Origin of the sequence: Novosphingobium sp., assembly GCF_031424035.1 — a bacterium.
Classification (GTDB): Bacteria; Pseudomonadota; Alphaproteobacteria; order Sphingomonadales; family Sphingomonadaceae; genus Novosphingobium.
Window position 1 is genome coordinate 1 of the sequence record NZ_JANPGP010000133.1, and the last position, 21,686, is coordinate 21,686.

Annotated in this window: 25 protein-coding genes; 13 read left to right on the top strand and 12 right to left on the bottom strand. The window is 64.4% G+C overall.

Annotation, left to right across the window (positions count from 1 at the left end):
• The 4 genes from rplM to RMO89_RS18370 form a co-directional block, all read right to left on the bottom strand.
• Positions 1-456, bottom strand: a 456-nt coding sequence (gene rplM / locus RMO89_RS18355) for a 50S ribosomal protein L13 (RefSeq protein WP_310534974.1), incomplete at its 3' end; no start/stop codon positions are given.
• A gap of 153 nt (positions 457-609) precedes the next feature.
• A complete protein-coding gene (locus RMO89_RS18360) occupies positions 610-1,347 on the bottom strand; it encodes a hypothetical protein (RefSeq protein ID WP_310534975.1) in 738 nt (245 codons plus the stop codon).
• Positions 1,344-1,580, bottom strand: a complete 237-nt coding sequence (gene cutA / locus RMO89_RS18365) for a divalent cation tolerance protein CutA (protein ID WP_310534977.1) — start codon at positions 1,578-1,580, stop codon at positions 1,344-1,346. The genes RMO89_RS18360 and cutA overlap by 4 nt, the downstream gene beginning before the upstream one ends.
• A complete protein-coding gene (locus RMO89_RS18370) occupies positions 1,577-2,608 on the bottom strand; it encodes a COX15/CtaA family protein (protein ID WP_310534979.1) in 1,032 nt (343 codons plus the stop codon). Before RMO89_RS18370 ends, cutA begins: the two co-directional genes overlap by 4 nt.
• Before the next feature lie 138 nt (positions 2,609-2,746).
• On the opposite strand from RMO89_RS18370, the gene RMO89_RS18375 reads away from it, so the two are divergent.
• The 4 genes from RMO89_RS18375 to RMO89_RS18390 all read left to right on the top strand — a co-directional run bounded on the left by RMO89_RS18375 (position 2,747) and on the right by RMO89_RS18390 (position 4,793).
• The gene (locus RMO89_RS18375) at positions 2,747-3,118 is read left to right on the top strand and encodes a MerC domain-containing protein (RefSeq protein WP_310534980.1); all 372 of its coding nucleotides are present in this window, start codon (positions 2,747-2,749) and stop codon (positions 3,116-3,118) included.
• A 63-nt stretch (positions 3,119-3,181) separates the two neighbouring features.
• Entirely contained in the window at positions 3,182-3,394 is a 213-nt protein-coding gene (thiS, locus tag RMO89_RS18380; RefSeq protein WP_310534981.1) for a sulfur carrier protein ThiS, read from the top strand.
• Between the two features lie 3 nt (positions 3,395-3,397).
• Entirely contained in the window at positions 3,398-4,186 is a 789-nt protein-coding gene (locus RMO89_RS18385) for a bifunctional sulfur carrier protein/thiazole synthase protein (RefSeq protein ID WP_310534982.1), read from the top strand.
• A 79-nt stretch (positions 4,187-4,265) separates the two neighbouring features.
• A complete protein-coding gene (locus RMO89_RS18390) occupies positions 4,266-4,793 on the top strand; it encodes a hypothetical protein (RefSeq protein ID WP_310534983.1) in 528 nt (175 codons plus the stop codon).
• Between the two features lies 1 nt (position 4,794).
• Here the strand turns inward: RMO89_RS18390 and RMO89_RS18395 are convergent, their stop codons facing one another.
• The 4 genes from RMO89_RS18395 to RMO89_RS18410 all read right to left on the bottom strand — a co-directional run bounded on the left by RMO89_RS18395 (position 4,795) and on the right by RMO89_RS18410 (position 10,342).
• Positions 4,795-5,595: a sterol desaturase family protein gene (locus RMO89_RS18395; RefSeq protein ID WP_310534984.1), complete on the bottom strand. Its 801-nt coding sequence runs from the start codon at positions 5,593-5,595 to the stop codon at positions 4,795-4,797.
• A gap of 106 nt (positions 5,596-5,701) precedes the next feature.
• Entirely contained in the window at positions 5,702-7,516 is a 1,815-nt protein-coding gene (locus RMO89_RS18400) for a long-chain fatty acid--CoA ligase (RefSeq protein WP_310534985.1), read from the bottom strand.
• A 74-nt stretch (positions 7,517-7,590) separates the two neighbouring features.
• Entirely contained in the window at positions 7,591-9,306 is a 1,716-nt protein-coding gene (ggt, locus tag RMO89_RS18405) for a gamma-glutamyltransferase (RefSeq protein WP_310534986.1), read from the bottom strand.
• A gap of 10 nt (positions 9,307-9,316) precedes the next feature.
• Positions 9,317-10,342: a quinone-dependent dihydroorotate dehydrogenase gene (locus RMO89_RS18410; protein ID WP_310534987.1), complete on the bottom strand. Its 1,026-nt coding sequence runs from the start codon at positions 10,340-10,342 to the stop codon at positions 9,317-9,319.
• 377 nt (positions 10,343-10,719) lie between these two features.
• Here RMO89_RS18410 and RMO89_RS18415 point away from each other — a divergent pair, with 377 nt between their 5' ends.
• The 8 genes from RMO89_RS18415 to RMO89_RS18450 all read left to right on the top strand — a co-directional run bounded on the left by RMO89_RS18415 (position 10,720) and on the right by RMO89_RS18450 (position 17,156).
• Complete coding sequence (locus RMO89_RS18415; protein ID WP_310534988.1) at positions 10,720-11,166, top strand: SUF system Fe-S cluster assembly regulator; 447 nt, start codon at positions 10,720-10,722, stop codon at positions 11,164-11,166.
• On the top strand, positions 11,163-12,644 hold the full coding sequence (gene sufB / locus RMO89_RS18420; protein WP_310534989.1) for a Fe-S cluster assembly protein SufB: 1,482 nt from the start codon (positions 11,163-11,165) through the stop codon (positions 12,642-12,644). Before RMO89_RS18415 ends, sufB begins: the two co-directional genes overlap by 4 nt.
• 190 nt (positions 12,645-12,834) lie before the next feature.
• Positions 12,835-13,326, top strand: a complete 492-nt coding sequence (locus RMO89_RS18425) for a DUF559 domain-containing protein (RefSeq protein ID WP_310534991.1) — start codon at positions 12,835-12,837, stop codon at positions 13,324-13,326.
• 133 nt (positions 13,327-13,459) lie between these two features.
• A complete protein-coding gene (gene sufC / locus RMO89_RS18430) occupies positions 13,460-14,200 on the top strand; it encodes a Fe-S cluster assembly ATPase SufC (RefSeq protein ID WP_310534992.1) in 741 nt (246 codons plus the stop codon).
• Positions 14,201-14,384: 184 nt separating this feature from the next.
• Positions 14,385-15,110: a SufD family Fe-S cluster assembly protein gene (locus tag RMO89_RS18435; RefSeq protein ID WP_310535003.1), complete on the top strand. Its 726-nt coding sequence runs from the start codon at positions 14,385-14,387 to the stop codon at positions 15,108-15,110.
• Positions 15,107-16,315 (top strand): cysteine desulfurase, encoded by a 1,209-nt coding sequence (locus tag RMO89_RS18440; RefSeq protein ID WP_310534993.1) that lies wholly within the window; start codon positions 15,107-15,109, stop codon positions 16,313-16,315. The genes RMO89_RS18435 and RMO89_RS18440 overlap by 4 nt, the downstream gene beginning before the upstream one ends.
• Entirely contained in the window at positions 16,312-16,797 is a 486-nt protein-coding gene (locus tag RMO89_RS18445) for an SUF system Fe-S cluster assembly protein (protein ID WP_310534994.1), read from the top strand. Before RMO89_RS18440 ends, RMO89_RS18445 begins: the two co-directional genes overlap by 4 nt.
• Complete coding sequence (locus RMO89_RS18450) at positions 16,794-17,156, top strand: iron-sulfur cluster assembly accessory protein (RefSeq protein WP_310534996.1); 363 nt, start codon at positions 16,794-16,796, stop codon at positions 17,154-17,156. The genes RMO89_RS18445 and RMO89_RS18450 overlap by 4 nt, the downstream gene beginning before the upstream one ends.
• Before the next feature lie 61 nt (positions 17,157-17,217).
• Here RMO89_RS18450 and RMO89_RS18455 read toward each other — a convergent pair whose 3' ends face one another.
• Together RMO89_RS18455 and RMO89_RS18460 are read right to left on the bottom strand one after the other, a co-directional pair.
• Positions 17,218-18,183, bottom strand: coding sequence for a hypothetical protein (locus tag RMO89_RS18455; protein ID WP_310534997.1), 966 nt, complete (start codon positions 18,181-18,183; stop codon positions 17,218-17,220).
• A gap of 50 nt (positions 18,184-18,233) precedes the next feature.
• Positions 18,234-18,572 carry a hypothetical protein gene (locus tag RMO89_RS18460; protein WP_409035582.1) on the bottom strand — a complete coding sequence of 113 codons (339 nt, stop codon included), beginning with the start codon at positions 18,570-18,572 and terminating at the stop codon, positions 18,234-18,236.
• A 215-nt stretch (positions 18,573-18,787) separates the two neighbouring features.
• Here RMO89_RS18460 and RMO89_RS18465 point away from each other — a divergent pair, with 215 nt between their 5' ends.
• On the top strand, positions 18,788-19,783 hold the full coding sequence (locus RMO89_RS18465; protein WP_310535001.1) for an adenosine kinase: 996 nt from the start codon (positions 18,788-18,790) through the stop codon (positions 19,781-19,783).
• 69 nt (positions 19,784-19,852) lie between these two features.
• Here RMO89_RS18465 and RMO89_RS18470 read toward each other — a convergent pair whose 3' ends face one another.
• Together RMO89_RS18470 and purD are read right to left on the bottom strand one after the other, a co-directional pair.
• The gene (locus RMO89_RS18470) at positions 19,853-20,152 is read right to left on the bottom strand and encodes a GIY-YIG nuclease family protein (RefSeq protein ID WP_310535002.1); all 300 of its coding nucleotides are present in this window, start codon (positions 20,150-20,152) and stop codon (positions 19,853-19,855) included.
• A gap of 225 nt (positions 20,153-20,377) precedes the next feature.
• Entirely contained in the window at positions 20,378-21,649 is a 1,272-nt protein-coding gene (gene purD / locus RMO89_RS18475) for a phosphoribosylamine--glycine ligase (protein ID WP_310535004.1), read from the bottom strand.
• Positions 21,650-21,686: the final 37 nt, after the last annotated feature.

The following is a 21,686-nucleotide window of genomic DNA, read 5'->3' on the forward strand; positions in this document are numbered from 1 at the left end:
GTTCATGGCAGCAACGTCGAGCGGCTGGGGCTGGGTGCCACCATGCGGATGCTCGGTGCCGGCGTAGAGGTGCAGGGCGCGCATCTGGTCACGGCCCAGCGGACCGCGCGGGATCATGCGCTCAACAGCCTTTTCAAGCACGCGTTCCGGGAAACGGCCGTCCAGGATCTTGGCCGGGGTCGTTTCCTTGATGCCGCCGGCATAACCGGTGTGCTTGTAATAGACTTTGCCGGTCAGCTTGTTGCCGGTCATCCGCACCTTGCCGGCGTTGATCTCGACAACGTGATCGCCGCAATCGACGTGGGGGGTGAAGCTTGGCTTGTGCTTGCCGCGCAGATGGTTGGCGATGACGACCGCAAGGCGACCGACGACCAGACCTTCGGCATCAATGAGATGCCACTTCTTTTCGACCTCGGCCGGTTTGATCGACCGGGTCTGCTTGCTCAACGCCTTCATGGCTTGTGAATCCCTGAATTTCTGGTGTGCCAGCAGATGTCCGCCGGCCGGGAAGGCGCGCCAATGTGCGAATGGGGGGTGAAAGTCAAGCTGAACTGCGGTTTTGCGGAGAGGTAAAATAATACCTTGAAGAATTTTGCCATGGCTTGCCGGTCAGGGTTCGCCGGTCATCGACCAGGATTCCTCGCTCAGCCGGCTGGTGCCGCCGATCTCTGTCAGGATCCGGCGATCAAAATGCCGAAGTCCGCCCTCGGGATTGGACCGGGCCTGCATCGTCACAGTGACGCGACCCTGATTGCCGCCGGGCAAGGGAATGTTGCGCACGTCGATCACGGGATCGGCCGGAGGACGGAACAGGTCGATGGGCCAGTTGCCGCCGGATGCCTGACTTTGCGTCGCGATCGTCTGGATCATCTGCTTGGCGACCGTTTTGTCAGTCGAGGTCATGTCGATCTTCTCGACCGCCTTGTTGGCCACGATACGCGCCTTGTCCGTGGCTACGGCATCCGTCGGGGCGCGCTGGGCCACGATCAGGCCCTGCGAATCGAGCGTGAGCGGGAACAGGCCAACGTCCTTGCGCGCCTTTTCCAGCGCAGCAAGTTCGGCAAGCTCTGCCGGGGCATCCACTTCGCTGGAGATAAGGGTTCCGTCGACCCGCCAGCCCGTGCCTTCGGGCACGAAACGGATCTCGTAACTGCGTCGGGTGATGATCTGCTTGCTCTTGCCAATCGTCCGGCGCAGCTCACGCGTGAGAACAATAGGTCCGGCAGGAGCGGAAAATGCGGCTGTGCTTGGTGCCCGTGCCACGTTTTCAGCGCTTGCCGAGGGGGCAAGGGCAAATGCGCATCCAGCCAACAGGGCAGCGCGCAGGCCGTTGTCCGGGCCGCTCATGCCACCAGCGCCCCCATCACTTGCGCATCGGGCAGTGCCAGATCGGTCTTGAACAGAACCCCCACTTCCACTGACTCTTCCCTGTTGCCATTCCAGACAAAGCGCGACTGCCTAGCAGCGATGATATTGGCGCAGGCTCCTACACCTTCGTCAAGCACAGTGTTTATACTTGCTTCTGCTGATTCGGTATCAGGAAATGGGCACCAGGCCAAAGCGGGGCCTTTTGCCGTCATGGTCTCCGTCCCAGCGCATGGGCACCCCAGGCTGTGGCGATGACCACCAAGGCGCCCACCAGCTGGTGCAGGACCGCGAGCCAAAGCTCTACCCCGCTCATGACCGTAGCGATTCCCAGGATGATCTGCAGGCCGAAGGCCGAATGAATCGCGATTGATGCTGGCCGGCACTGCTGGCGCACGCGGCGGGCAAGGACAATCAGGACCGCGACGACTCCCCAGGCCCACCAGCGGTGCAGGAAATGCAGCAGGAAAGGATCGTACAGCACGGCATGCATCGGTCCCTGCGACCAGTCGACGCCGTCCGGGAAATACCGCCCCATCATCAGCGGCCAGTCATTGGCGACATGGCCAGCGCGCAGCCCCGCCACCAGAGCGCCGAGCAATAGTTGCAGGAACAGCGCGGCGAGCGCGATCAGTCCGAAGCGGGTGAAGCGCGCGGGCGCCTTCCCCCGCGCCAGCGCTTGCATGTCGAGCGCGCTCCAGGTGGCGTAGGTCAGGGTAAACAGGGCCAGCAGCAAGTGCGTTGCCAGCCGGAAATGGCTGACCTTGACGTCGGCATCCCCGGTCAGACCGGACTTGACCATCCACCAACCAACCATCCCTTGCAGCAGGCCGAGCCCGAGCAGGCCGAGCAGGCGCAGCTTGAAGCCAGCGGGAATCGCGCCGCGCGCCCAGAACCAACCCAGCGGCAGAACGAAGGCCAGCCCCAGCCCGGTACGGACGAGGAAGCGGTGGAACCACTCCCAGAAGTAGATGAACTTGTATTCGTCCATCGTCATGCCGGCGGGGCCGTTGATCTGGGTATATTGCGGGATCTGTTTGTAGGCGTCGAATTCGGCCTGCCACTGGGCATCGTTCAGTGGCGGAAGGACGCCGGTGACCGGTTTCCATTCGGTGATAGAAAGACCCGATTCGGTCAGGCGGGTAATCCCGCCGACTGCCACCACCGTGACGATGATCGCCACCACAAGCCAAAGCCAGCGCGCCAGCAATGCCGGCTTGCCGCTGCGAATACTGCCAGACATCGTGTCTGCAACCCCTTGCATATCGCTCGCTCCCTGCGCTGGGACGCGGCGATGCGCAAGTGAAGAAAGCACGGTTCGTCGCAATGTTTCACCCCGCAGCCTTGCGTAATGTTACAAGGTATCATATCTGGGCGGGACATGGCCAAGGCTCAGTTCTCGATTCGTGACCGGCTCGACCGCACGGGGATATTCATCTCCGGGCTTTGCGCCGTGCATTGTCTGGCCAGTCTGGTGCTGGTCAGCGCGCTGGGGCTGGGCGGGCAAGTGCTGCTGGCCCCGGCGATTCACCGGGTCGGACTCGGGCTGGCGATTGCCGTCGGCGCGGTGACCCTCGGCATAGGCGTGTTCCGTCATGGCCAGATCTGGCCGCTGCTGGTGGGCAGCGTCGGCCTCGTGCTGATGACCGGCGGTTTGCTGGTGCCGCACGGCCCCGCCGAAGCGATCCTGACCATCGCCGGCGTCGGCATGGTCGCCTCTGCCCACATCATGAACTTGCGCCTCGCGCGTTAGCTTTCCGCCTCACGGCTGGTGCCGGGCATTGCCAAATTAAAGACGAACGTTATGGCGCTGGCGATGAGCCAGCAAATCGCCCTCACCGTCAACGGCGAGCCGCGCCGCACATCGGCAGGCATCACGCTTGCGGGTTTTGTCGCAGAGATCGGCCTCAACCCGGTGAAGGTCGCGGTCGAGCGCAACGGTGACATCGTCCCGCGCGGCACGCACGATCAGGTCACTCTGGCCGATGGCGACGTGCTGGAAATCGTACATTTTGTTGGTGGAGGCTAACCCTTGTCGCAAGATACCTGGACCCCGGACACCTGGACCGTTGCCGGTCGCACATTTACCTCGCGGCTGATCGTCGGCACCGGCAAGTACAAGGACTTCGCGCAGAACGCCGCAGCGGTGGAAGCGAGCGGGGCGGAGATCGTCACGGTAGCCGTCCGCCGGGTCAATATCAGCGATCCCACGGCGCCGATGCTCACTGATTTCATCGATCCCAAGAAGATCACTTACCTGCCCAACACTGCCGGTTGCTTCAACGCCGAGGACGCGATCCGCACGCTCCGTCTGGCGCGCGAGGCGGGCGGATGGGACCTCGTCAAGCTCGAGGTGCTGGGCGAGGCACGCACGCTTTATCCCGACATGCGCGAGACGCTGAAGGCCTGTGAAGTGCTGGCAAACGAGGGCTTCCTGCCGATGGTCTACTGCGTCGATGACCCCATCGCCGCCAAGCAGCTGGAAGAAGCCGGCGCCGTGGCGATCATGCCGCTGGGCGCGCCGATCGGCTCTGGGCTGGGCATTCAGAACCGTGTCACCGTGCGGCTGATCGTCGAAGGCGCAAATGTGCCGGTGCTGGTCGATGCCGGCGTAGGCACCGCAAGCGACGCGGCGGTGGCGATGGAGCTCGGCTGCGATGGCGTGCTGATGAACACCGCGATCGCCGAGGCAAAGGACCCGATCCGCATGGCCCGCGCGATGAAGCTCGCGGTCGAAGCCGGGCGTCACGCCTATCTTTCGGGGCGAATGGCCACCCGCAAATACGCGGATCCCTCTAGCCCGCTGGCAGGGCTGATCTAACCTTCATGGTTAATTGGATGGTAACCAAAATCTGGTGAATTGCCTGTGTGGGAAAATCCCATGCAACAGGAAACCGGACATGGCCAATCTCGCCTCCGCCTCGCTGACCATTGCCGAACTGCGCGAATTCGCCAGTTTCAGCCCCTGCGAGCAGCGCTACATCAAGCGTAGCCTTGATATCGGGCTGGGCCGGCAGGACGCGTTCAAGCTGTGGGCGCGCGATGCCGATGAAAGCGCGGCGATCCGCCGGCAATACGTCGCTTATCAGGAACTCAAGGGCCTGCGCGATGTCCTGCCCGATGAAGCGGAATTCGACGGCGTCGAGGCGTTCATGGGCCGGCTGATGCGAGTCACCGCGTTCGACCTCAGCCAAGGGCGCATCGCCTGCTTTTCCTCGTACCGCTTTCTTTATGAGCGCCTGCTGGGCCCGGATATCCGTCCGTGGCTGCCGAGCGCCTTCTGTGGCGCGGCCGCACTGCCGCAGATCCACCCCTCGCGCCGCAAGGTGCTGCTTCAGTCGATCAGCGAAGCCGCCGCCACCGCGCCCGGCTGGTCCGCCCGTGCGCCGAGTTTCTATCCGGAATGGGTGGACAAGGAAGCCGCGTAATTTACGCTTTCTTTGCGGGGCGCGTTGTTCCCGAATAGCCGCCCTCGCCGTAGTCCAGCGTCTTGAACATCCAGTCATACAGCGGGGTTATCGTCGCGAAGTTGCCGCCGGTAAACTTGGCGTGGTGGTGATGGTGCATGTCCGAGGCGTACTTGGCATAACCCCAGAGGAACCGCCCCTCGCCCCACAGATTGTGGTTGTGCAGGTTGATCTGCGAAAAGGCGACGAAGGTCACCGTCACCGTCACCACGTCGAACCGGCCCATGATCGCCGCCAGCGCCGCGATCGTCGCGACGTAGAGGCCGAGCCCGATCGCCACTTCCAGCGGGTGGATATAGCTTGAATCCATGCGGCAGGGATTGTGTTGGCGGTGGTGGATGGCGTGCATCCACTTGAGCGGCCCGCCCACGAAATCGCTGTCGTGGAACAGGAAGCGGTGCGTCAGGTAATAGAAGAAGTCATAGACCATCAGGATGACAATGCAGTCGAGCAGCAGGGCGCCGATGCTCGGCAAACCGGGCTTCAGGCAGAACGGCAGGATCGCGGTGAAGATGATCGCCTGAAACAGCAGCGCCCACTTGCGGTTCCACTTGTGGTTTGCCGCATAGCTCTCCTTCTGCATCTTCTGCGCCAGCGTATCGCGATTGAGCCGCGTCTGCGCGCCGACTGCCGGGATCAGCGAAATCAGCCAGCCGCCAGCGAGCGACAGCGCGATGATTCCCACGAAAGCGTAAAGCGAAAGCAGCCCCTGCCAATTGGCGGCCAAAGTCGAGCCAAGACGCACAAGCCCATCGGTATCCATCGGTCTCTCCCTCTGAGAACGCAGTTCTCAGAGGGAGAGTTAGCATGGCAACTCGGCCGGTTCAAGCCGGACAGCGGAAAGCCATATTGACCGTAAGGGAGTAGGCTTATCCCTTGTAGAGCCCGTCCAGCCGCTCGCCGTAGCGGTCCTTCAGCTTGTGCCGGCGGATCTTCAGGCTGGGGGTCATTTCCTCGTTGTCGATGGAAAACGGCTCGTCGGCGAAAGCGAACTGGCGGACCTTTTCGATCACCGAGACCTGCGCGTTCACCCGGTCAATCGCCGTGCGCACGGCGGAGCGGAAGGCGGGGAGGTGTTCGAGCGCCTTCATGTCGAACTTCTCGCCCTCGCGGCGTGACCAGTCGAGCGCCCATTCGGCATCGGGCACGACCAGTCCGACAAGGTATGGCCGCTTGTCACCCACCACCATGGCCTGTGCGATTTCGGGCTGGAGCGTGAGCATCCCCTCGATCCGCTGGGGCGAGACATTGTCGCCCTTGTCGTTGACGATCATGTCCTTCTTGCGGTCAGTGATGACAATGCGGCCCTTGTCATCGAAGTGGCCGATATCGCCGGTGTGCAGCCAGTTGCTGCCCTCGCCGTCAGGCTCGAGCGCCTTGGCCGTCTCTTCCTTGTTGTGCCAGTAACCGTCCATCACCAGTTCGCCGCGGACGAGGATCTCGCCGTCTTCGGCGATCTTGACTTCGACGTTCCGCATCGGCGGGCCAACCGCCTCCATGCTGACGCCCACCTTGGGCCGGTTGCACGAAATCACCGGTCCGCTCTCGGTTTGGCCATAGCCCTGCAGCATGGTCAGCCCCATGGCTTCGAAAAACACGCCGACTTCGGGGTTGAGCGGCGCGCCGCCGGAAACCATCGCCTTCAGCCGCCCACCCATTTTCGCGCGAATCTTGGGGCGCAGGGTGCGTTCAAGGATCAGGTCCATCGGCTTGTCGCGCAGCCGCTCGCGCCCTTTGGCCTTGAGCGTCCCGATGCCAAGTGCGCGCTCCATCAGGTAATTGGCGAAACGGCCCTGCTTTTCGATCTGCTTCATGATGCGCGTGCGCAGCACTTCGAACAGGCGCGGCACGACGACCATCACCGTGGGGCGCACTTCCTCGATGTTGGAGGCGAGCTTTTCGAGGCCTTCAGAATAAGTGATCGTCGCGCCCATGCCGATCGGCAGGAACTGGCCGCCGGTGTGTTCATAAGAATGCGACAACGGCAGGAACGAGAGGAACACCTCTTCGCCCCAGCCAAAATCCTCGACGAGGATGCGCGCGGCACCGTCGACGTTCATCAGGATCATGCCGTGATGCTGGCGCACCCCGCGCGGCGCGCCGCCGGTGCCAGAGGTGTAGATGATGCAGGCAAGGTCCTTGCGGCCAATCTTCGCGATCCGCTTGTCCACCGCTGCACGCGCCGCCAGCGCATCGCCATCCAGAAGTGCGGCCCAGACATGCGGATGGGCGGACATCTGCGGCAACTTGAAGGTTTCGAAAGTGATGAGATGGCGCACCTTGTCGGTCCCCATCACCGCGGGCAGCAGCGGCTTGGCCAGCTTGGCATCGGAAACGATGACCGCCGAAGCCCCGGAATTTTCCAGCACGTGGCGATGGTCGCGCTCGGTATTGGTCGTATAGGCCGGCACGGTGACCAGCCCCGCCGCCATGATGGCCAGATCGGCCATGCACCATTCGGGGCGGTTTTCGGACACCAGCAACACGCGCTCGCCGTCTTTCAGGCCCATCTTGCGCAAGGCCTCGGCCATCAGGCAGACCCGCTGCGCCGCCTCGGTGTAGGAGATCGATTGCCAGCGCCCGCCAATTCGCGCGGTCAGGAAAGCGCGGTCGCCCAGTTCGTCGGCGCGGCTCAGGAACAGCGACACCAGATTCGGGGCTGCATCGAAGTCGGTAATCTGCACGTGGCCATGCCTCTCGTTTTGCCGTCTGCGCGGTTGTGAGAGAGACTAGTGCCGCCTGGCCCTAGCGGCAAGGGTCACTCTGCTGCGGCTGTACCATCGCTGCGCGGATCGGCCCCGCCGCGAAGCTGACTGCCGACCACTTCGATGGCATTGGCCTTGCCGCCCGGGCGCGTGCGTACGTCGGCGTGGCCAAGCGCGTTCAGCGCCGGGATCATGGCTTCCAGCCGCGTGCCCTGTTCGACAAATACCGCGGGACCTTCGGGTGCGAAGATCAGCGGCTGGGCAATCGCATCCTGTGCGCTCATACCCCAGTCGAGCACGGCAATGATCGATTTGGCGACCTGCGCCGGGATCGTGGTGCCGCCCGCCGCTCCGATGGCGAGCCGCAGCTTGCCGTCAGGGCCATAGATCAGGGTCGGCGCCATGGAGCTGCGGGGCCGCTTGCCGGATTCGACGCAGTTGGCGGCGGGTTTGCCATTGCGCTCGGGCACCATGTCGAAATCGGTCAGCTCGTTGTTGAGGTAATAGCCGCCGGCCATCAGCCCCGAACCGAAGGCGCTCTCGACGGTCGAGGTATAGGTCACCACCTGTCCGCGCCGGTCGACCGCGACGAAGTGCGAAGTGCCGTGTTCGGGCCCGGCAGTGCCTTCGGCACGCGCCAGCTTTTCCGAACCGGGAGGCGAACCGGCGGTGACGAGGCCGAGCGATTTCGCGGGGTCGATCAGCGCCGAACGGCTGGCCAGATACTGCGCGTCGATCAGACCGGCGATCGGCACTTTCACAAAGTCGGCATCGCCAAGGTATTTCGCGCGGTCGGCGTAAGCGAGCCGCATCGATTCGGCGATCAGGTGCCACGCGGTCGGCGAATCGGGGCCGAGCGCTTTCAGGTCGAATCGTTCGAGCTGTTTGAGAACGGCAAAGACTGTCGTCTCGCCAGAACTGGGCGGGGCCATGCCGCAGACGCGGTATTCGCGGTACTGGCCGCAGATCGGGCTGCGGTCCTTGGCCTTGTAGCCGGCCACGTCCTTCAGAGTCATCGGCGCGGGATTGCGGGGGGCGGTGGTCACGGCGCCGACAATCGCCCTGGCATTCGCCCCGGTGTAGAACCAGCGCGCGCCGCTGCGGGCGAGCATCTCCATGGTCCTGGCCAATTCCGGGTTGGTCACGCGCGTACCGGCGGGCAGCGGCTTGCCATCCGCGCCATAGAACATGGCCATGCCTGCAGGCGTGAAGGCGGCAGAGCCTTTCGCGAAATCGAGGAACTGGCTGGTGCGCGGGGTGATCGTCCAGCCTTCTCGTGCGAGCTTGATCGCCGGGCCGAACAGAGCCGACCACTTGAGCTTGCCATTGCGGCGATGCGCCTTGGCAGCCAGCGCGATGTTGCCCGGTACGCCGACGCTGGTGCCGCCCGGAACCGCCTCGCGGAAGGACAGGACCTTGCCGTCCTTATAGAACCACTGCGGATGCGCGGCAGCGGGGGCAGTTTCGCGGCCGTCGATCGTCTCGACCCGGCCATTGGCGTCCGCCGTGACATAGAACCCACCGCCGCCGATGCCCGAGCTTTGCGGTTCGACCACGGTCAGCGCCAGCATCGTCGCGATGGCGGCATCGGTGGCGCTGCCGCCCTTGCGCAGCATTTCCAGTCCCGCCTCGGTCGCGCGCGGATCGGCCGACGAGACCATGCCTTTTTCGAAGACCTGCCTAGAGGAAGCCTTGGCAAGCGCGGGTGCAAATGGGAGAGCGGGGACGAGCGCAAGCGCGCTGGCGGCAATCAGGATACGGCGATACATGGCGCGCAGCCTATTCGCTCCCGACCGCCTCGGCAATGGAGGTGAAACCGTCCTGCCGCATCAGTGTTTCGAGGCGCGGCAATATGGCGCGGGCAATGCCCGGCCCTTCATAGACCATCGCGCTGTATAGCTGGACGAGGCTGGCCCCGGCGCGGATGCGCGCCCAGGCCTGTTCGGCAGTGGCGATGCCGCCTACGCCGATCAGCGGCAGCCGGCCTTCGCTCGCCTTGCGGAAATCGCGCAGCCGCTGGAGCGCGAGGTCGTGCAGCGGCGCGCCGGAAATGCCGCCCGCTTCGCCGGCGTGGCGCGATTGGAGGGGCGGCCGGGTGATCGTGGTGTTTGACACGATGATCCCGTCGATGCCGTGCTTCATGACCGCCGCGACGATTCGCGCCGGGGCATCGTTATCGAGATCGGGGGCGACTTTCAGAAAAATCGGCGGCCAGCCCGATTCGCGCGCGGCAGCAACGGCGCAGAGCAGGTCTTCCAGTTCCTTGTCACCCTGCATGTCGCGCAGGCCGGGCGTATTGGGCGAGGATATGTTGATCGTCAGATAGTCCGCCACCGGGGCCATGGTGCTCAGCCCGGTGACATAGTCCGCCACCCGGTCCGCCGCGTCCTTGTTGGCGCCGACGTTGACCCCGACCACGCCCTGACGTTTCCGGGCAGAAAGCCGCAGGTGCGCCGCCTGCAGTCCGCCATTGTTGAACCCCATGCGATTGATCACCGCGCGGTCCTCTTCCAGCCGGAACAGGCGCGGGCGCGGATTGCCGGGTTGCGGGCGCGGGGTGACCGTGCCGATCTCGACCGAGCCGAAGCCGAGGCCAAGCACGGCATCAGGCACCTCGGCATCCTTGTCGTACCCCGGCGCCATGCCCAGCGGATTGGGGAAGCGGATGCCCGCCACGGTCGTTGCCAGCGGGCCATCGGCAGGCGGCGGGGCGACCGGGCCAAGCTGGAGCGCGAGAATCGAGAGGCGATGCGCGCGTTCCGCATCGAGTCGGAAGATCAGCGGTCGAAGCAAGGGGTAGAGCATGGCGCGGCCTATGGCAGAGCGGGAAAGGCGTGTCGAATGGGCAACACATGGCTTCAAAGCAACAATGACACCGGTTCCTGACGCCATTTGTCATTTTTAGAGGGGAGCGGGTGTCGGATTCTTACAATTCTTTCCCGGGCCTATGGGTCTACCCGGCTCCTGCGACCCGAAGGGCTCGTGGCTTTTTTGCAGCGAGTTCTCAACTTATATGGCGGACCTGGGATCTGATCCCCGGTCCGCCCTTTTTTTGGCCCAAGGCGCCTGCCAGTTTTTGGCGCGCTTTTTTTGGGCGCCATCCCCGCAGTGATTGAAAAGCGCTTGGACCACGCCTAGGTGAAACCGGAACGAATCAGTCCGATTTGTCCGGAGCACGCCCAATGCGCCTTTCGAGCATGGCCGACTATGCCGTCGTCACGATGAGCGCCGCCGCGCGCCATTGCGGCCACGCGCGCGTTTCGGCGGCGCAACTGGCGGCGGAAACCGGCCTGCCTGCGCCCACCGTGCAGAAGCTGGTGTCGAAACTCTCGGCGGCCGGCCTCATCAAGTCGGTGCGCGGTGCGGGCGGCGGCTTCAAGCTGGCGCGTCCGGCAGCGGCGATCACGCTGGCTGACATTGTCGAGGCGGTCGAAGGACCGATCGCGATTACGGCCTGCATCGACGGGCACGATTGCGGCCTTGAAAGCGGCTGCGCTGTCCGCCCGCACTGGCCGATCGTCAACGAGGCCCTGCGCGGCGCGCTCGCCGGGGTGCCGCTTACGCGCCTTGCCCTGTTGCAGCCGCCCCCATTGCAGATGCAGGATCAGATCCTGGGAGTCCCCGCATGAACGAGGAAGTCGCCATCAAGGATCAGGCCGCGCGCGATGCTGCCGACAAGGTCGCGGATTACGAACACGGCTGGTCCGCTGACATCGAAACCGATTTCGCGCCCAAGGGCCTCGACGAATCGACCGTCCGCTTCATCAGCGCCAAGAAGAACGAGCCCGAATGGATGCTCGACTGGCGGCTAAAGGCCTTCCGCCACTGGCAGACGATGCCCATGCCGGACTGGGCAAAGCTCAAGATCCCGCCGATCGATTATCAGGACGCCTATTACTACGCCGCGCCCAAACCGAAGAAGACGCTCGCTAGCCTGGACGAGGTCGATCCCGACATTCTCGAGGTCTACAAGAAGCTCGGCATTCCGCTCGAAGAGCAGAAAGTGCTCGCCGGCGTCGAAGGCGCGCGCAAGGTTGCGGTCGATGCCGTGTTCGACAGCGTCAGCGTCGCCACCACCTTCCGTGAGGAACTCAAGCGGGCCGGCGTCATCTTCCTGTCGATCTCTGAGGCGATCCGCGAATATCCGGAACTTGTGAAGCGCTGGCTGGGCAAGGTCGTGCCGGTGCGCGACAACTTCTTCGCCGCGCTCAACTGCGCGGTCTTTTCCGACGGCACCTTCGTCTACATCCCCGAAGGCGTGCGCTGCCCGATGGAGCTCTCCACTTATTTCCGCATCAACGCGGAAAACACCGGGCAGTTCGAACGCACGCTGATCGTGGCCGACAAGGGCAGCTACGTCTCCTACCTCGAAGGCTGCACCGCGCCGATGCGCGATGAAAACCAGCTTCACGCCGCCGTGGTCGAACTCGTCGCGCTCGACGATGCCGAGATCAAGTATTCGACCGTGCAGAACTGGTACCCCGGCGACGCGCAGGGCAAGGGCGGGATCTACAACTTCGTCACCAAGCGCGCACTGTGCCAGGGCGCGCGGAGCAAGGTGAGCTGGACCCAAGTCGAAACCGGCTCGGCGGTCACGTGGAAGTACCCAAGCTGCGTGCTGAATGGCGAGGATTCGGTCGGCGAATTCTACTCGGTCGCGGTGACCAACAATTACCAGCAGGCCGATACCGGCACCAAGATGATCCACAACGGCAAAGGCAGCCGCTCGACGATCATCTCGAAGGGCATTTCGGCAGGCAAGAGTAACAACACCTACCGCGGCCTCGTCCGCGTCGCCCCGCAGGCGGAAGGCGTGCGCAACTTCACCCAGTGCGACAGCCTGCTGCTCGGCAAGGACTGCGGCGCGCATACTGTGCCCTATATCGAGGTGAAGAACCCCTCGGCCCAGATCGAGCACGAGGCGACCACGAGCAAGATTTCCGACGACCAGCTGTTCTACGCCATGCAGCGCGGCCTCGGCACCGAAGAGGCCGTGGCGCTGATCGTAAACGGCTTCGCCAAGGAAGTGCTGCAGCAACTGCCGATGGAATTCGCGGTGGAAGCGCAGAAGCTGCTGGGGATTTCGCTTGAGGGGAGCGTGGGGTGATTAAGCAGGCTCCAAACCTTCGTCATCCTGAACTCGTTTCAGGATCCATTGCGCCCCACAACCGGAGCATTGTCGCAATGCGCAACGGCAACGTCTTGATGGCTGATAGAGCTAAGGCGCGCGGTGAGAAATGGACCCTGAAACAAGTTCAGGGTGACGGCTCCATAGCGGCCCTTACAGGACCAAATTCATGACCAAAAAAACCCTCACCGTCCGTCCGCTGGATGAACGCACCGAAGCCCCCGCGATCGAAAAGCGCGGGCGCGGCTGGTCGATTTCGGACAAGCGGCTCGACGCGATCCATGATCAGGCGCGGCGCAACCGGATGGAGCCGACCCCGGCCCAGAAGCTGCTCGGCGACAAGCTGGTCGAGGCCAATCTCGGCAAGTTCAAGCTGACCCGCCAGCAAGTGATCGGCTCGGCCATTGTCGACTTTGCCTGCAACCCGCTGCGCATCGCGATTTCCATCGATGAGGGCGGCGATCCCGCCGTCACCGCGCGGCGCGACAAGAGCCTCGAGGCGGTCGGCGTCAAGCTGATCCGCTTCACGGCTGAGCGCGTGCTTGCCGAACCAGATGCCGTTGTCGCCGAAATCGTCGCGACCATGAAGGCCAGCTACGACGAACGCGGCCGCGCCCGCAAACAGCACTTCCAGACACGCGGCGCTCCGCCACGCCGATGAGCCGTTATTCGCCTTTCCCTTTTGACGTCATCCCGGGCTTGACCCGGGATCCCGCTTGTTTGCCCCATTGCAAGGCAGCGGGACCCCGGATCAAGTCCGGGGTGACGAACAGTAATTTCGACGAGGTTTCTTCATGCTGACAATCGACAACCTGCAGGCCACCGTCGCTGACAAGCCCATCCTCAAGGGTCTTTCGCTCCAGATCAATGCGGGCGAGGTCCATGCCATCATGGGCCCGAACGGCGCGGGCAAATCGACGCTGGGCTACACGCTTGGCGGCCGGCCCGGTTACGAAGTGACCGGCGGCACCGCCACCTTCAATGGCGAGGACCTGTTCGGTCTCGATCCGCACGGACGCGCCGCTGCCGGCCTGTTCCTGGGCTTCCAGTACCCGGTCGAGATCCCCGGCGTGTCCTTCGTCCAGTTCCTGCGCGAAAGCCTCAATGCCCAGCGCAAATCGCGTGGGCAGGAACCGCTGTCGGGCGGCGAATTTCTCAAGCTGGCGCGCGAAAAGGCGGCGCTGCTGAAGATGGACATGGAAATGCTCAAGCGGCCGGTCAACGTCGGCTTCTCGGGCGGCGAAAAGAAGCGCGCCGAGATGGTGCAGATGGGCATTCTTGATCCCAAGCTGGCGATCCTCGACGAGACCGATTCCGGGCTCGACATCGATGCCCTGCGGATCGTTGGCGACGGTATCAACGGCATCATGCGCCGGCCCGACAAGGCGGTCTTGCTGATTACCCATTACCAGCGCCTGCTCGACTACGTGAAGCCGGACTTCGTCCACGTTCTGGCCGGCGGCCGCATCGTCCGCACCGGCGGGCCGGAACTGGCGCTGGAGCTCGAAGAGCATGGTTATGAGGCCGTGGCGTGATGGTAAGCCAACCGCTCCTTGATCGTCATCCTGAACTTGTTTCAGGATCCATCGTGCCGCCGGTCCAAGGTCAGGAACAGGGGCGCAACTTTGGCGTCTCGCTTTCCAACAGAGCTTCGGCGCATTGGGAGAAATGGACCCTGAAACAAGTTCAGGGTGACGGAGTGTTTTTTTCGTGAATGCGATGACCCTCCCCACGCACCGCGATGAGGATTACCGCTATGCAGACCTCGATGCGCTCGCGCCGCTGTGGCCGGTGGCGCGCGAGGAGATTCGCGTTGCGCCGGGTGAAAGCGGAACCCTGTCGATCGTCCTCGGCGGTGATGAGGCGAGCGCGCGGCATCTGGTGATCGACATTGCCGATGGCGCTTCCTTTGATCTGCGCGTGCTGAACACCGGCACCGGCTTTGCCCGCGTCGCGGTCGATGCCCGGCTGGGCGCGAAGAGCGACTTCACGCTCGGCGCGGCGCAGCTTGGTGGCGGGACGGCCAACCTTGAACTGGTCACCGAAGTCGCGCACCTCGCGCCCGATGCGGTGAGCCGCCAGATCGTGCGCTCGGTGCTCGGCGGCGAGGCCGTGGGCACCTACCTCGGCAAGGTCGCCGTGGCGCGCGGGGCCGATGGCACCGATGCCAGCCAGTCGGTCCGCGCCATGCTGCTGACCCGCACGGCCACGGTCAATGCCCGCCCGGAACTCGAGATCTACGCCGACGATGTGAAGTGCGCGCACGGCTGCGCGGTGGGCGAACTCGATGGCCAGGCGCTGTTCTACATGGCGCAGCGCGGGCTGCCGCCGGAAACGGCGAAGCGGCTGATGCTGCAGGCCTTCGTGGCCGAAGCTTTCGTCGGCGCGGCAGACGAGGAAGCACTTGATGCGGCATCGCAGGCCGCATTGGAGGCGCTGCTGTGACCACGCTCGCATCGCCGCTGGCCGCGCTCAGGGCCGATTTTCCCGGCCTCGCCGGCACATGGCATTACCTCGATACCGCTGCCACCGCGCAGAAGCCGCAGGCGGTGATCGACGCGGCATCGAACGCAATGGGCCGCGACTATGCGACCGTGCATCGCGGCGTATACGCGCGCTCGGCGAACATGACCGTGGCTTTCGAGGCAGCGCGGCGCAAGGTTGCGCGCTTCATCGGCGCGGCGGAAAGCGAGATCGTCTTCACCCGCGGCGCGACCGAAGCGATCAACCTCGTCGCGCAAACCTGGGGCGCGGCGAACCTGAAAGCCGGCGATCGGATCCTGCTCTCCACGCTGGAGCACCATTCGAACATCGTGCCGTGGCAATTGCTGCGCGCCCGCACCGGGGTGGAAATCGATGTCTGCCCGCTGACGCCGGATGGCCGCATCGACCTCGACATTGCCGAACGCATGCTGACCCGGGAGCACAAGCTGGTGGCGTTGGCCCACGTCTCGAACGTGCTGGGCTCGACGCTTGATGTGAAGCGCGCCGCGACCCTTGCGCACGGTGTCGGCGCGAAGCTCCTGATCGACGGCTGCCAGGCCGTGCCGCGCCTTGCCGTTGATGTCGCGGCGCTTGATTGCGATTTCTACGTGTTCTCGGCGCACAAGCTTTACGGCCCCACCGGGATCGGCGCGCTCTGGGCGCGGGCTGAAATTCTCGATGCCATGCCGCCGTGGCAGGGTGGCGGCGCGATGATCGACCGGGTGACTTTCGCCGGAACCACTTTCGCCCCGCCGCCCGCGCGGTTCGAGGCGGGGACGCCGGCGATTGTCGAGGCGATCGCGCTGGGCGCGGCGGTGGACTATGTCTCGGCCATCGGGCTCGATGCGATCCACGCGCACGAAACCGCGCTCGTCGCCCAGTGCCGCGATGCGCTGGCCCGCATGAACTCGGTGACGCTGTTCGGGCCGGAAGACAGCGCCGGAATCGTCTCTTTCGCGCTGGAGGGGGTGCATCCGCACGACCTCGGCACCATATTGGACGAGGAAGGCGTGGCCATCCGCGCCGGGCACCACTGCGCCCAGCCGCTGATGGACCACCTTGGCGTACCGGCCACCGCACGCGCCAGTTTCGGCATTTACAACGATGAAGACGATGTGGCGGCGCTGGTTCGCGGCATCGAACGGACGAAAAGGATTTTCTCGTGAACGAGGAAGCGAAATTCACCATCGAGGAAGTCGACAGCGTCACCCCGCCGCCCAAGGCGCGCGTGGAGGATGCCCCGACTGCTCCTGAATCGCCTACGGAAAAACTGGTGCGCAAGCGCGACTATCTTGAGGGTTTCCTCGCGGAAAAGCCCGAGGGTCTGGACCCGTCTGCCCCCGGCGGCGATCTCTATGAAGCGGTCGTCGGCGCGCTGAAGGAAATCTTCGATCCGGAAATTCCGGTGAACATCTATGACCTCGGCCTGATCTACGGCGTCGACGTTGATGCGACCAGCGGCGTGGTCGTCACCATGACGCTGACGACACCGCATTGCCCGGTCGCCGAATCGATGCCGGGCGAGGTCGAACTGCGCGTCAGCTCGGTGCCGGGCGTGCGCGATGCCGAAGTGAACCTCGTCTGGGATCCGCCATGGGACCCCGCCAAGATGAGCGACGAGGCGCGGTTGGAGCTGGGAATGTTATGACCGATACCGTCACCAAGATCCGCGCACGGCCCGCCGCCGTGCTGCTCACCCCTGCTTCCGAAGCGCGGATCGCCAAGCTGATGAGCGAAGCGCCCGAAGGCGCGATCGGCGTCAAGCTGTCCACCCCGCGCCGGGGCTGCTCGGGCCTCGCCTATTCGGTCGACTACGTGACTGAGGCGGCGCCGTTTGACGAGAAGATCGAGACTCCCGGCGGGCTGTTCTTCATCGATGGCGCTTCGGTGCTCTACCTTGTCGGTTCGACGATGGACTGGGTCGAGGACGACTTTCAGGCAGGCTTCGTGTTCAACAATCCGAACGCCAAGGGCTCTTGCGGCTGCGGCGAAAGCTTTACCGTCTGAAACGAAACGGCCCGCCTCCCCGAAAGGAGACGGGCCATCCCGTGTTCCGGAGCTACTCGGCTTAAAGCCCGGATTTCTCTTCCGCGAGGCCAGATTTCTCTTCCGCGAGGAACGCCAAGAGCGCCTCGTCGTATTCGTCGACGTGGTTGTTGGCGTCGATCTGGCCCTGCAGCCAGGTGTTCTCTTCCGTGGTGACTTCGGCAGCGGCCTGCACCTCGGGTGCCTTGTCCAGACCCTTGCGGCCAAACAGCGTGCGGAACGTGTCGCCGATCCCCGATTCGACGTCCGACCGCGCCATGCGGCCCGCAAAGCGCAGCAGGCTCGGCGTATTGGCATCCATGAACCGATCAAGCTCGGCCGCGCGCGGGGCCTCGAGCGGGGTATAGCTGGTATAGCCCGACAGGTAACTGCCGACGCCCTGCACGAAGAGCTGCTTCCATTCAGGCGCGTTGCGGGCGCCCAGCGTGGCATCCTTCAGCCGGAACAGCATCTCGGCCTCGCTGCGGCTGGCGGCGGCGGGGCGGTCGCCGGCCTGAGCGAACACCGCGCGGCGCAGGATCTGGGCCTCGACAGAGTTGACGTTGCCGCGCTCAAGATGGCCGCCGCGGGTCGGGCCTTCGCCGGTCAGCACGGCACGCTCGACCTGCGCGATGACATAGTCCTTCAGGCTCTGCGGCACGTTCAGCGCCTTTTCGATGATCTTCACCAGCAGTTCCAGCTCGGTCATCGATTGCAGCGCGCCGTTGTGATCGACCCGGGTCACCAGCCAGTCGGCCTGGTCTTGCGAGACATAGCCCTTGGGCTCGACCCCGTTGACGACGAATTCGCCCAGCGCCTCGACAAAGAACTCGGCCCATTCGACGGACGGGTCCTCAAGCTGGTCGTTGACGGAGAAAATCGCCTCGGCTTCCTCCGGCGAAATCGCCCCGTCACCCCAGCCGGCGCGGCGCAGGGTCAGGATTTCTTCGGCCGAAATCGCGCCGTCGGCAGCAGCCTGCTCGGCAAGCGCGCGGAATTGCATGGTCATGGCGGCAAGGGCCCCTTGTTGAATACGGGGCAATGCCTAGCGAAATTGGGCTAACGTTTCCTTAGCGCCGATACGCAACTGGCCCGGTCAACATCCTTGCCGTCGCTGGCGCGCCGCGCCTCGACATAGGTCGCGGTCGGCTCGCGGCCCTCGGTCTCCGGATAGAGAAACACGTCGAGCACGCAGGCATTGCCGGAAAACTGCAATTTGCGGGCATCGCCCTCAAGCACGTCGAGCCGCGCGACGCCGAATTGGCGCTGCAACTCGCCCGCATTTCCGCCGATCACGCCTTCAAGCCCCGGCGCGGTCATTATCCGGGGACGAATCGCCGGGCGCGTAGGGAGGGGGCGAGTCACTGTGGGCGGCACCGGCAGCGACGCCGTGCTCACGCTCTTGACCGAATTCCCCGCACCGCCGCAACCAGCAAGCAAAAGGGCCGACGCCAGAACCGGCGTGATTTTGCAAAATGCTCTCACAAGTGAGCGCATCCCCGATCCGCACCACCTCTGTCAACGCCGCCGGTCTTGCCCCCGGCACGGGTGGGCGCTAGTCGGCGCCGATCAATTCATTACGAAGCCGCTGCGCTTCAACAGGAAGGCCCTTCATGTCCCAGCCCACCCGCGACGTCGTCGCCATCGGCAATGCCATCGTCGATGTCATGGCCCCTTGCGAAGACGCGCTGATCGACCAGCTCGGCATGACGCGCGGCGGCATGACCCTGATCGACACCGATCAGGCGCACGAACTTTACGGCGCCATGGGCCCGGCGCGGGAGATTTCCGGCGGTTCGGCGGCCAATACGCTGGCCGGCCTCGCCGCGCTCGGTGCCAGCTGCGCCTTCATCGGGCAGGTGGCCGATGACCAGCTCGGCGAAGTCTTCGCGCACGATATCCGCGCTGGCGGCATTTCCTTTGATACCGCCGCCCGATCCGGCGATCCGCCGACCGCGCGCTGCCTGATCTTCGTCACGCCCGATGGCCAGCGCACGATGAACACCTTCCTTGGGGCCTCGCAGTTCCTGCCCGCCGATGCGCTGGACGAAGCGGCGATTGCTGATGCCAAGGTGCTCTATCTCGAAGGCTATCTCTGGGATCCGGAAGAGCCACGAGCCGCCATGCGCCGCGCCATCGCCGCCGCGCGGGGTGCCGGCCGCAAGGTTGCCTTCACCCTGTCCGACGCCTTCGTCATCGCCCGCCATGGCGACGATTTCCGCGCGCTGATCGATGCGGGTGAGATCGACATCCTGTTCGCCAACCACGTCGAACTGGCCGCGCTGACCGGCAGCGACGATTTCGACGCCGGCGTTGCCCAGCTGCGCGCCAAGGTGCCGACGCTGGTCGTCACCTGCGGCCCCGAAGGCGCCATCGCCGCAGAGGGTGACGAACTAGCCCGCGTTTCTGCTGAACCGGTCGAACGTGTTGTCGATACCACCGGCGCGGGTGACCTGTTCGCTGCCGGCTTCCTGTTCGGCCATGTGCGGGGGCATTCGCTGCAGGATTGCCTGCGCCTCGGCTCGATCTGCGCGGCGGAAATCATTTCGCACTACGGCGCGCGGCCTGAGGCTGATCTGAAGGCGCTTGTGTCGGAGAGGATGGGGTAACGATGACTACCCCGCGTGCGGCTCTGAACCTCCGCTCATCCTGAGCTTGTCGAAGGATGCCGCGCAACCTCAGTCGCACAAACCACCCTCCTGCCGGTTTCTCGCCAACATTTGAACCCGTTCCCAATCCCCGGCAATCAGCGCTTCCTTCTTGGCACGGCTCCAGCCCTTGATGCGCTGCTCCGCCAGAAAGGCATCGTCGCGGGTCTGAAACCATTCAGACCAGACCAAGCCAACGGGCCTCCGCGTTGCTGTGTAGCCGCCCAGTGCTCCTGATTGGTGCTGCTCGACTCGTTGTTCCAGATTGTCGGTGTGTCCGGCGTAATAACTGCCGTCCGAACAACGCAAAAGGTATGCGTAGAAGGCCATGCGCCTGAGGTTAAGTCAGGGCGGGGCCTTCGACAAGGTCAGGCTGAGCGGGTTTGGGTGGATCAGGCCAATCAGTGAATCAGGCCAGTCAAAAGAAATGGTCCCCACCCCGCTCATCCTGAGCTTGTCGAAGGATGCCGCGTTACGGTCTTACGTTGCGTTAACGCCCTTCGACGGGCTCAGGGCGAGCGGGGTGGGGGTTACCTGGAGCTCTGCTGCTCAGCCCTAGCCCTCCTCGCGCGCAACCTCGCGAAAGCCGATGTCGCGGCGGCAGAAGCCTGACGGGAAGTCGATGGCATCGACCGCAGCATAAGCCAGCGCCTGCGCGGCCTTGGCACTTTCGGCCATGGCCGTGACGTTCAGCACCCGCCCGCCACTCGCCACCAGTTTGCCATCGGCAATCGCGGTGCCGGCGTGGAATACCCGGCCCTTGTTGGGGTTGCCGAGCATGATCTCGCCGCCCTTTTCGGGCGTCGCGGGATAGCCGTTGGCCGCCATGACCACGGTCAGCGCGGTTTGCGGGCGCAGGCGCACGGGGGCGGCAGTGCTCAGACCGCCGGGCTGCGCGGCCTCGGACAGAAGGTCAACCAGATCGCCTTCGAAGCGCATCATCAGCACCTGGCATTCGGGATCACCAAAACGGCAGTTGTATTCGATCAGCCTGGGGCCTTCGTCGGTCAGCATCAGCCCGGCAAACAGCACGCCCTGATAGGGCATGCCATCGCGCGCCATGGCGGCCACGGTCGGGCGGACGATGCGCTCCATGACCTCGGCCTCGATCTCGGGGGTGAAGACGCCGGTCGGGGAATAGGCGCCCATGCCGCCGGTGTTGGGGCCGGTGTCGCCGTCACCAACGCGCTTGTGATCCTGCGCCGAACCGAAGGGGATCACGTTGCTGCCGTCGCTGATGGCGAAGAAGCTGGCTTCCTCGCCGCGCATGAATTCCTCGATCACCACCTCGGCCCCGGCATCGCCGAAGCCGCCGGAGAACATGAATTCGATGGCTTCGCTGGCTTCATCGGCGGTCTCGGCGATGATCACGCCCTTGCCCGCAGCGAGGCCGTCGGCCTTGATCACCACGGGCAGGCCGAAGCGGGCGAGGTCGGCCAGCGCGGCGGCCTTGCTGGTATGGCGGGAATAGGCGGCGGTGGGGATGTTCTCAGCCGCGCAGAGGTCCTTGACAAAGCCCTTCGAGCCTTCAAGCTGGGCGGCGGCTTTGCTGGGGCCGAACACGGCGACACCGGAAGCGCGCAGGCTGTCGCCAAGGCCATCGACCAGCGGTGCCTCGGGGCCGACGACGACGAGGCCGATGGCTTTTTCGGCGCAGAACTCCACCACGGCGGCGTGGTCGGTAGCGTCGAGCTGGACCAGCTTGGCGTGTTCGAACATCCCGGGATTTCCGGGGGCGGCGTAAAGCGTTTCGCACAAAGGCGATTGCGCCAGTCGCCACGCCAGCGCATGTTCGCGGCCGCCACTTCCGATCAGCAGGATATTCATGTCGCCGCCCTCGTCTTTCGATACAGATTCCATGGAT

Excerpts from the sequence above, each read along its gene's own strand:
- RMO89_RS18360 (WP_310534975.1), bottom strand. The coding sequence starts at position 1,347 with ATGAGCGGCCCGGACAACGGCCTGCGCGCTGCCCTGTTGGCTGGATGC.
- cutA (WP_310534977.1), bottom strand. The coding sequence starts at position 1,580 with ATGACGGCAAAAGGCCCCGCTTTGGCCTGGTGCCCATTTCCTGATACC.
- RMO89_RS18370 (WP_310534979.1), bottom strand. The coding sequence starts at position 2,608 with ATGTCTGGCAGTATTCGCAGCGGCAAGCCGGCATTGCTGGCGCGCTGG.
- RMO89_RS18375 (WP_310534980.1), top strand. The coding sequence starts at position 2,747 with ATGGCCAAGGCTCAGTTCTCGATTCGTGACCGGCTCGACCGCACGGGG.
- thiS (WP_310534981.1), top strand. The coding sequence starts at position 3,182 with ATGAGCCAGCAAATCGCCCTCACCGTCAACGGCGAGCCGCGCCGCACA.
- RMO89_RS18390 (WP_310534983.1), top strand. The coding sequence starts at position 4,266 with ATGGCCAATCTCGCCTCCGCCTCGCTGACCATTGCCGAACTGCGCGAA.
- RMO89_RS18395 (WP_310534984.1), bottom strand. The coding sequence starts at position 5,595 with ATGGATACCGATGGGCTTGTGCGTCTTGGCTCGACTTTGGCCGCCAAT.
- ggt (WP_310534986.1), bottom strand. The coding sequence starts at position 9,306 with ATGTATCGCCGTATCCTGATTGCCGCCAGCGCGCTTGCGCTCGTCCCC.
- RMO89_RS18410 (WP_310534987.1), bottom strand. The coding sequence starts at position 10,342 with ATGCTCTACCCCTTGCTTCGACCGCTGATCTTCCGACTCGATGCGGAA.
- RMO89_RS18415 (WP_310534988.1), top strand. The coding sequence starts at position 10,720 with ATGCGCCTTTCGAGCATGGCCGACTATGCCGTCGTCACGATGAGCGCC.
- sufB (WP_310534989.1), top strand. The coding sequence starts at position 11,163 with ATGAACGAGGAAGTCGCCATCAAGGATCAGGCCGCGCGCGATGCTGCC.
- RMO89_RS18425 (WP_310534991.1), top strand. The coding sequence starts at position 12,835 with ATGACCAAAAAAACCCTCACCGTCCGTCCGCTGGATGAACGCACCGAA.
- sufC (WP_310534992.1), top strand. The coding sequence starts at position 13,460 with ATGCTGACAATCGACAACCTGCAGGCCACCGTCGCTGACAAGCCCATC.
- RMO89_RS18435 (WP_310535003.1), top strand. The coding sequence starts at position 14,385 with ATGACCCTCCCCACGCACCGCGATGAGGATTACCGCTATGCAGACCTC.
- RMO89_RS18450 (WP_310534996.1), top strand. The coding sequence starts at position 16,794 with ATGACCGATACCGTCACCAAGATCCGCGCACGGCCCGCCGCCGTGCTG.
- RMO89_RS18455 (WP_310534997.1), bottom strand. The coding sequence starts at position 18,183 with ATGACCATGCAATTCCGCGCGCTTGCCGAGCAGGCTGCTGCCGACGGC.
- RMO89_RS18465 (WP_310535001.1), top strand. The coding sequence starts at position 18,788 with ATGTCCCAGCCCACCCGCGACGTCGTCGCCATCGGCAATGCCATCGTC.
- RMO89_RS18470 (WP_310535002.1), bottom strand. The coding sequence starts at position 20,152 with ATGGCCTTCTACGCATACCTTTTGCGTTGTTCGGACGGCAGTTATTAC.
- purD (WP_310535004.1), bottom strand. The coding sequence starts at position 21,649 with ATGAATATCCTGCTGATCGGAAGTGGCGGCCGCGAACATGCGCTGGCG.